Genomic DNA, 7,143 nt, shown 5'->3' with positions numbered 1-7,143 from the left:
AAGACCTATCACGAGGGCGACTGGCTGAGCCTGGACGGCTCCACCGGCAAGATCTACGACGGGGCCATCCCCACCACGGACGCCACCATCGGCGGCGAGTTCGGCCGGGTCATGGGCTGGGCGGACAAGTACCGCCGCCTCCAGGTCCGCACCAACGCCGACACCCCCCACGACGCCGCGCAGGCCCGGAAGTTCGGCGCCCAGGGCATCGGCCTTTGCCGCACCGAGCACATGTTCTTCAACGAGGACCGCATCCCCGCCATCCGGGAGATGATCTGCTCCGACACCGTGGAGCAGCGCGAGAAGGCCCTGGCCCGCCTGGAGCCCATGCAGCAGAGCGACTTCGAGGGCATCTATGAGGCCATGGAGGGCTGCCCCGTCACCATCCGCTTCCTCGATCCCCCCCTGCACGAGTTCGTGCCCACCGAGGAGGCCGACATCGCCAAGCTGGCCGCCGACATGGGCAAGAGCGTGGAGGACATCAAGGCCATCATCGCCGGCCTGCACGAGTTCAACCCCATGATGGGCCACCGCGGCTGCCGCCTGGCGGTCACCTATCCCGAGATCGCCGCCATGCAGACCCGCGCCGTCATCAAGGCCGCGCTGAACGTCCAGGCCAAGCATCCCGACTGGAAGATGGTCCCCGAGATCATGATCCCCCTGGTGGGCGAGGTCAAGGAGCTGAAGTACGTCAAGGGCGTGGTGGTGGAGACCGCCGACAAGCTCATCAAGGAGGCCGGGTCCGACATGGAGTACCTGGTGGGCACCATGATCGAGATCCCCCGCGCGGCCATCACCGCCGACGCGATCGCCAAGGAGGCCGACTTCTTCTCCTTCGGCACCAACGACCTGACCCAGATGACCTTCGGCTTCTCCCGCGACGACGCCGGGAAGTTCCTGGATGCCTACTACGACCGCAAGATCTATGAGAACGATCCCTTCGCCAAGCTGGACCAGAGCGGCGTGGGCCGTCTGGTGGACATGGCCGTGAAGCTGGGCCGCGAGGCCAACCCCGCCCTGCACCTGGGCATCTGCGGCGAGCACGGCGGCGATCCCTCCAGTGTGGAGTTCTGCCACAAGACCGGGCTGGACTACGTGTCCTGCTCTCCCTTCCGTGTGCCCATCGCCCGTCTGGCGGCGGCCCAGGCGGCCATCGCCAACGGCTGAGGACGCGCGGAGCGTCTTGGAGGCTGCCGGATAAAGCATGAGACCAGGGCATATCACCCTCCGGGCCGTCCGGCCCCGGGCGATATGCCCTGGCCTTTTCGCGGGGCGGGGGCGCTCCGGTCTAGGGGGGCCTGACGAGGCTGCAAATTGTCAAGAGCAAGTGAACACTTCCGGAGAAATTTTTTTAGAGGAGCGGAGGAGCGGTAGGAGCAGAGACCAGAGCGGGGACGGGCCCCGAGCCAGAGGCGATGGGGCTTGGAGCCTGGACGGCATTGTGCTGGCGGAGGAGGTCGAGCTGTTCCTGGAAGAGCTCGGCGGCGGTCCGGTAGCCTAGGACTTTGCGGTGCATGTTGTTCATGAAGCGTGCAACGGCGTCGCAGTCCTTTTGCTTCACGTCCCTCAGGCTCTGACCTTTTGGGAGGAAGCGGCGGATGATGCGGTTGGCGTTCTCGTTGGAAGCACGCTCACAGGAGGTGTAGGGGTGGCAGTAGAAGAGGCCAGGGACTAGGGCCTGGATGCCGTCGGCATCCTGGAACTCTGAGCCATTATCGACGGCGATAGTCTGGAAGGTCCCCTCCGGGAAATGGGGGACGATATGGGAGAGGGCGGCGACAGTAGCGGCGGAGGTCTTGGCGGAGGCCCGGAAAATGATCTCAAAGCGGGTCTGACGTTCCGTGAGGACAAGGAGGGATTGCTTTTTGCCTTTGGCCTTGCCTATGACACTATCCATCTCCCAATGACCGAAGGTGGAGCGGCTGGCGACGGAGGACGGGCGGCGTTCGATGCTCGTTCCCTTCGGGGCCCTAGAGGCCCTGACCTTTTGGTACTTACGCTTTTTTCGCTTAGATTTCTGCCAAAGGTCCTTATTGGTGACATTGGGGATGTAGCCCTGGTCGATGTAACGGTATAGGGTAGGTGTGGAGACGGTCCACTCCCTGCGGGAGCGGAGGTCACCGACGATCTGGTCCGGGGATTCACCGGAGAGGATACGGTCCGCCACGGCCAGAGCATAGGCGTAGTTATGGCCGAGCTTGATGGTACAGCCTTTAGCGGAGGACTGCCAATCGGCATCGTCCTGGGCGATGGTGGCAGAGTAGCGTTCGAGGGTCTTCCAGGTCTTGCCGTCTAAGTGGTCATACAGGCCACGCTGGACTTCCTTGTAGACGGCAGCGACGGAGAAGCCTATACGCTTGGCAATGGCACGGTAGGAAGCGCCGGAGTTGAACAGCTTTTCGATGTTGAGACGGTCCGTCCAGGTCATGCGGCGGATCTTCCGTGCCATGCTTCGATACCTCCTGTTTTTTGAAAGTGCATACTCAAAAAGGGTATAAACGCAAAGGAACGCCGGGGCGGGAGCCCTGGCGTTTCGCTTTGGGGAGTATGGGGGTCAGTTGAGCGGGCGCAGGGGCGCACCGGCATACAACGCAAGGACTTCTCCTTGACGGAGTGCCGGGAACGCCGGGGCGGGAGGCTGGAGGGCACTGGGAGCCCATACGGGGCGCGATGCCGGCGTGAGCCTGGAGGAGGCTGGGGGCCGGAGCGGGGCAGCGGACATGCGGGCCAGCCCTGCGGGGCTTCCCGCATCTCCTTGCGGGGGCGAGTGCTCCTAAGGGTCGTTTTTTCCGTGGGAAAAAGGAGGGGCCCGGTCCAGGCTGGGAGTATCGGTGCAGCGGTCAAGCGTCGGAGCGCTCAGAGGGGCCTTTATGGGGCTCCTGGATAGGGGCCTCAGAGGGGGCGGGAACGTCGATAATTTCCTCCGCATGGACATATGCGCCCTCTACTCGGCTGACAATATAGGCGGCTAAGGACTTCCCTTCCATTTCGGCCAGGGCACGCCAGCGATCACGAGTGCCTTTGGGGACACGGATAGATACTTGATCATATGCCTTAGCATGGTACTTTGACGTTGCTCTCTTTTGGGCTTCAGAATACACAAAACCACCTTCTTTTCCATAAAGGATACCATAAAGTCCGGGCTTTCGTCAATTCATCATATTGCACAAAGATGCTAGCAATATATTTATATTGCTAGCATCATCTATATCTTGACTTTTAATAGTGCTAGCACTATAATAATAACTGTAAGGGGGGCACGGAAGCGGGGCTGTTAGGAGCATCAAACCAGCAAGAGAGGCCGAAGGGCCGGAAAGGGAATGACATGAAGATCACGGAAAAAGAACTGCTGTTCCTGGCCGCTATGGGAGCTTGCCATGAATCCACGTTTTGTGAAGACCAAAGGGACTTTGAAAAGGCAAAGAGGTTCAATAAAGTGATGGAAGCTCTTATCGAGGCCGAAAGCATTGCGGACATGATCGAGGATCCCGCCTGAAGAGACCCGGACGGCGACCGGGCGAAACGGCCTACGGGCCGTCGTGGGGAGCCACAACGAACGAAGGAGGAACAGACATGAATATCACGCTGACAGTCAACGAAATCTACGCCATCCAAGGAATCATCATAGGCCTGAATGGGCTGACCCGAAGTATCTGCCAGGACTACAACGTCGATAATCAGGAGCTTTTGAAAAAACTAGAAGCGGCAACGGAGGCTTGGGTAAAGGAAACCTACAAGGATCCCGCCTGAAGAGACCCGGACGGCGACCGGGCGAAACGGCCTACGGGCCGTCGTGGGGAGCCACAACGAACGAAGGAGGAACAGACATGAAAGAGACAGTGAAGACCAGCCGGACGGCAGGATACCTGGAGAAGATCTTCCGGGCGGTCGATGCGGACTGGTTCGGCGGGGAGCTGGAGGAGCCTATCATCACCATCCAGTCGACGCCCCGGGCCTACGGGCATGTCAGCGTGGCGAAGACGTGGAAGCGCAAGGACGACTGGCGGCACGAGCTGAACATCGGGGCGGAGACGCTGGACAGGCCCATCGAACATGTGGTGGCTACGATGGTCCATGAGATGGTCCACCTGTACAACATCGCCCACGATATCCAGGACTGCTCACGGGGCGGAGCGTACCACAACCGGAAGTTCCGGGACGAGGCGGAGCGGCGGGGGTTGGTCATCGGGCATCATCCGACCTACGGCTGGACCGTCACGGAACCGGGGGACGAGCTGCTGGAGTACATCATAGGACAGGGCTGGACGGATATCAGCATCAACCGGGACGGGAGCTGGAGGCCGACGGCCAGCGGCGGGAGCAAGGCGGGGGAAGGCGGGGCCGTGGACGGCGGAAAGAAGCCGAAGAGGTCCAGCACACGGAAGCTGGTCTGCCCCTGCTGCGGGCAGAGCGTGCGGGCCACCAGGGCGGTCAACATCCTTTGCGGGGACTGCATGGAGAAGATGGTGGAAGCCTGATTTTTGAAAGTGCACGTTCAAAAGCTGTCCTATCGGCTCGACGGGGAGGGAGGAGTGGATATGAGATACCAGAACGAGGCCGGGCAGGTCGTCTATTACAACCCCGTGGAGAAGCGGGGGAAGGTCCGCTGGGTCATCCAGGCGGCCAGCGGACAGGTCATCACCGGGCGGGACCGGCAGAAGCGCAAGAGCCGGACCTTCGCCCAGATGCATCAGGCGGACGCATGGCTGGAGCGGAACGGATACAGGAAGGGCCAATGGTAGACACTGGCTCACAGTAGGAGGACGCAAAAATGAGCAAGACAGAGGATATCTATGCCCCCCTTTGGGACGACTCCGGGAAACTGCGCAATGGCTGCACCGTCAAAATGGCCGTGGACTATTTTAAGGCCGTCGGCATGGTATCGGACGCCAGCATCACCATCAACGGCAAGTTTTACACGCTCCGTCAACTCGAGTATGCGCCCGGGCACCCAGAGATCATGAGGGCGACCATCAAGGCCCTTGTCCCTGGTTACTATGGCACACACGGATTTGTGATCTAACATCCAAGGATGGGAGGATAGAGGGAGCCCCTCTGAGCGTCTACGCTCAGAGGGGCCCTAAAACGACAGAGGGAAGGACTCGAAGGATATGGATGAGGGTCATCCTTGGAGGTGGATGTCGTCCGTGTCTTCATCCTCCGGGGCAGGCCAATCGTTTGCTTGGAAGGGGTCCGGGACATCCTCCATAGGAAGGTCATTGTCCTCCTCTTCGTCCGGCAGGAAGAAGATACGGGAGAAGAAGGAGCCCAGGGCGGAGAAAGGACCACGGGGGCTGTCTTCCACCTCCTCATCATCATCGGAGGTGACATCCTCCGGGCCGGGCCATTTGGTCCACTCTTTTTCGGGGAGCTCCTCGAAATCATAGGAGTCGAACATCTTCCAAAGAGGCGGGCAGAATATCCATTTCGTATCCAGGATGGGGAGGCCGAAGAAATAGGCGTCGCAGAGCTGGTGGGTCTTATCGTCGATGCCGACACGGCGGCGGATACGCTTGGTGACGATGAAGAAGGGGAGCACAGACTTCTTGACCACATAGAAGTTTTGGGCCAGGCGGCGCAGGGTCACGTCCATGTCCTCGAAGGACTGAGAGAACACGTCCACGGACACGCCGTAATGACGGTGGTACTTGAAGAATTTGATGGCGGTCTGAGGGAAGGTCTTGTAATTGCGGCTGTTGAACTCCACGCCGGCCTCATCGATGATCATCTTGCCGTCCCGTATCATATGCACGCCGATGTCTTCCCGGGCGTTGAGACGGAGGGTCCCAGCGATAGGAACGTTGGACCAGACAGGGTATTCCCTCTTCCAGTTGCCGCCGTCCAATATCCAGTTGGTGAAGCGGCAGGGGAAGCGGCGGCAGAGACGGATGATGACGGACTCCCTGCGGGCCTGTTTGGCGAGGTAGGCGGCGTAGGTGGTCTTACCGGAGCCAGGGACGCCAAAGTATACGTTCAGCTGGAGCGGGTGCCGGGGATGCCGGGCACGGTCCAGGAGGAGCCAGAGGAGGGCTATCCAAAATACGTATCCCATGTATATCGACCTCGGATCTTTTGAGAGTGCACGCTCAAAAATGAGATGGAGGGGGGCGGGGCGGGCTTTCGCTCCGCCGCCGCCCCCTGTCGATCAGATGTGGAACATGCGCTTGAACATCGTCACGCCGGTGCCGATGAAGAAGATGACGCAGCCCACCAGGAGCAGGGGCGTATCGGAGATCGTGTTGGACACGCTCTGGACCCAGCCCAGGGCGGCGGTGAAGACCGTCGTGATCGTGGTCAGCATGTTGGCCAGGGTGTTGGTAGTACCACTATCCATGATGTTTCATTCCTTTCATTTTTTTGATCGTTCGCAGGGGCAAGATTTTCGGGCCACGAAAATATGTTAAGGCAGTAACTGCCGAAACACCTTGACGAGGATGGAGAGGCACAGGAGGCCGAAGAGGTAAACGATCGGTTCCCTGCCGAGGAAATCGGCGATCGCGGTGAGCATCAGCGAGAAGAAATCCGCCATATCATCCATACTTCACAGCACCTCCCAGGAGACGGAAGAGGCAGTAGATGAGGAGGAGGAACACGGCGACGCCCGCTATCCACTCCCAGTCCATCCCGGCAACGCCGGGGACATACTGCTCCTCGACGGCGAGGACTTCGCCGTCCATATACGTGGTGACCGTCTGGACACGGGGGGTATAGGTCCCGAACAGGTCCCGCAGGGCCTGGGAGATGGTGTCCTCAGCATCGGGACGTATGAGGGCACGGGCGAACTCCGGGATCGTGGTGATGGTGAAGACCTGATGCTCCTCAGCAGCGGGGGCCTCATCGATACCGGGGAGCTCTTGGAGGCCGGGCCCCATAGATGTATCCGGGACGGGATAGGTAGGGAGCGGCCCCACGATACCAGGGTCCACGGGCTCGGGATCTACGGGCTCAGGGTCCACAGGCTCAGGGTCCACGGGCTCGGGGTCCACGGGCTCGGGATCCACGGGCTCAGGGTCCACGGGCTCGGGGTCCACGGGCTCAGGGTCCACGGGCTCAGGGTCCACAGGCTCAGGGTCCACGGGCTCAGGGTCCACAGGCTCAGGGTCCACGGGCTCGGGGTCCACGGGCTCAGGGTCTACGAGATCG

At 60.7% G+C, this 7,143-nt stretch carries 11 protein-coding genes; 6 read left to right on the top strand and 5 right to left on the bottom strand.

Annotated elements, in window-relative coordinates; translation table 11 throughout:
• The coding region (locus tag QZ332_RS12605; protein WP_367116668.1) for a putative PEP-binding protein at window positions 1–1,167 on the top strand (1,167 nt) is incomplete at its 5' end.
• A 184-nt stretch (window positions 1,168–1,351) separates the two neighbouring features.
• Here the strand turns inward: QZ332_RS12605 and QZ332_RS12600 are convergent.
• Complete coding sequence (locus QZ332_RS12600; RefSeq protein ID WP_295766045.1) at window positions 1,352–2,449, bottom strand: IS30 family transposase; 1,098 nt, start codon at window positions 2,447–2,449, stop codon at window positions 1,352–1,354.
• 876 nt (window positions 2,450–3,325) lie between these two features.
• Here QZ332_RS12600 and QZ332_RS12595 point away from each other — a divergent pair.
• From QZ332_RS12595 to QZ332_RS12575, 5 genes are all read left to right on the top strand, one after another.
• Window positions 3,326–3,496 (top strand): hypothetical protein, encoded by a 171-nt coding sequence (locus tag QZ332_RS12595; protein ID WP_295766043.1) that lies wholly within the window; start codon window positions 3,326–3,328, stop codon window positions 3,494–3,496.
• Window positions 3,497–3,573: 77 nt separating this feature from the next.
• Window positions 3,574–3,750 (top strand): hypothetical protein, encoded by a 177-nt coding sequence (locus QZ332_RS12590; RefSeq protein ID WP_295766041.1) that lies wholly within the window; start codon window positions 3,574–3,576, stop codon window positions 3,748–3,750.
• Window positions 3,751–3,827: 77 nt separating this feature from the next.
• Window positions 3,828–4,478, top strand: coding sequence for a SprT-like family protein (locus QZ332_RS12585; protein ID WP_295766040.1), 651 nt, complete (start codon window positions 3,828–3,830; stop codon window positions 4,476–4,478).
• A gap of 60 nt (window positions 4,479–4,538) precedes the next feature.
• Window positions 4,539–4,742 carry a hypothetical protein gene (locus QZ332_RS12580; protein WP_295766038.1) on the top strand — a complete coding sequence of 68 codons (204 nt, stop codon included), beginning with the start codon at window positions 4,539–4,541 and terminating at the stop codon, window positions 4,740–4,742.
• A 29-nt stretch (window positions 4,743–4,771) separates the two neighbouring features.
• On the top strand, window positions 4,772–5,023 hold the full coding sequence (locus QZ332_RS12575) for a hypothetical protein (RefSeq protein ID WP_295766036.1): 252 nt from the start codon (window positions 4,772–4,774) through the stop codon (window positions 5,021–5,023).
• 99 nt (window positions 5,024–5,122) lie between these two features.
• On the opposite strand, the gene QZ332_RS12570 is transcribed toward QZ332_RS12575, so the two are convergent.
• The 4 genes from QZ332_RS12570 to QZ332_RS12555 form a co-directional block, all read right to left on the bottom strand.
• Complete coding sequence (locus tag QZ332_RS12570) at window positions 5,123–6,052, bottom strand: zonular occludens toxin domain-containing protein (protein WP_295766034.1); 930 nt, start codon at window positions 6,050–6,052, stop codon at window positions 5,123–5,125.
• 93 nt (window positions 6,053–6,145) lie between these two features.
• Window positions 6,146–6,334, bottom strand: a complete 189-nt coding sequence (locus QZ332_RS12565; protein ID WP_295766032.1) for a hypothetical protein — start codon at window positions 6,332–6,334, stop codon at window positions 6,146–6,148.
• A gap of 66 nt (window positions 6,335–6,400) precedes the next feature.
• Window positions 6,401–6,529 (bottom strand): hypothetical protein, encoded by a 129-nt coding sequence (locus QZ332_RS12560; protein WP_295766029.1) that lies wholly within the window; start codon window positions 6,527–6,529, stop codon window positions 6,401–6,403.
• A gap of 1 nt (window position 6,530) precedes the next feature.
• Window positions 6,531–7,143 (bottom strand): hypothetical protein (locus QZ332_RS12555; RefSeq protein ID WP_295766026.1); only part of this gene is annotated, 613 nt, incomplete at its 5' end.

This window comes from uncultured Oscillibacter sp., from assembly GCF_910584465.1.
Taxonomy (GTDB): Bacteria; Bacillota; Clostridia; order Oscillospirales; family Oscillospiraceae; genus Oscillibacter.
Note: the sequence above shows the minus strand (reverse complement) of the source record. Positions and strands in the feature narration are given on the sequence as shown.

Bases quoted from the DNA above. Each gene is read 5' to 3' on its own strand.
- QZ332_RS12585 (WP_295766040.1), top strand. From the start codon at position 3,828: ATGAAAGAGACAGTGAAGACCAGCCGGACGGCAGGATACCTGGAGAAG.
- QZ332_RS12590 (WP_295766041.1), top strand. From the start codon at position 3,574: ATGAATATCACGCTGACAGTCAACGAAATCTACGCCATCCAAGGAATC.
- QZ332_RS12565 (WP_295766032.1), bottom strand. From the start codon at position 6,334: ATGGATAGTGGTACTACCAACACCCTGGCCAACATGCTGACCACGATC.
- QZ332_RS12560 (WP_295766029.1), bottom strand. From the start codon at position 6,529: ATGGCGGATTTCTTCTCGCTGATGCTCACCGCGATCGCCGATTTCCTC.
- QZ332_RS12595 (WP_295766043.1), top strand. From the start codon at position 3,326: ATGAAGATCACGGAAAAAGAACTGCTGTTCCTGGCCGCTATGGGAGCT.
- QZ332_RS12580 (WP_295766038.1), top strand. From the start codon at position 4,539: ATGAGATACCAGAACGAGGCCGGGCAGGTCGTCTATTACAACCCCGTG.
- QZ332_RS12570 (WP_295766034.1), bottom strand. From the start codon at position 6,052: ATGGGATACGTATTTTGGATAGCCCTCCTCTGGCTCCTCCTGGACCGT.
- QZ332_RS12600 (WP_295766045.1), bottom strand. From the start codon at position 2,449: ATGGCACGGAAGATCCGCCGCATGACCTGGACGGACCGTCTCAACATC.
- QZ332_RS12575 (WP_295766036.1), top strand. From the start codon at position 4,772: ATGAGCAAGACAGAGGATATCTATGCCCCCCTTTGGGACGACTCCGGG.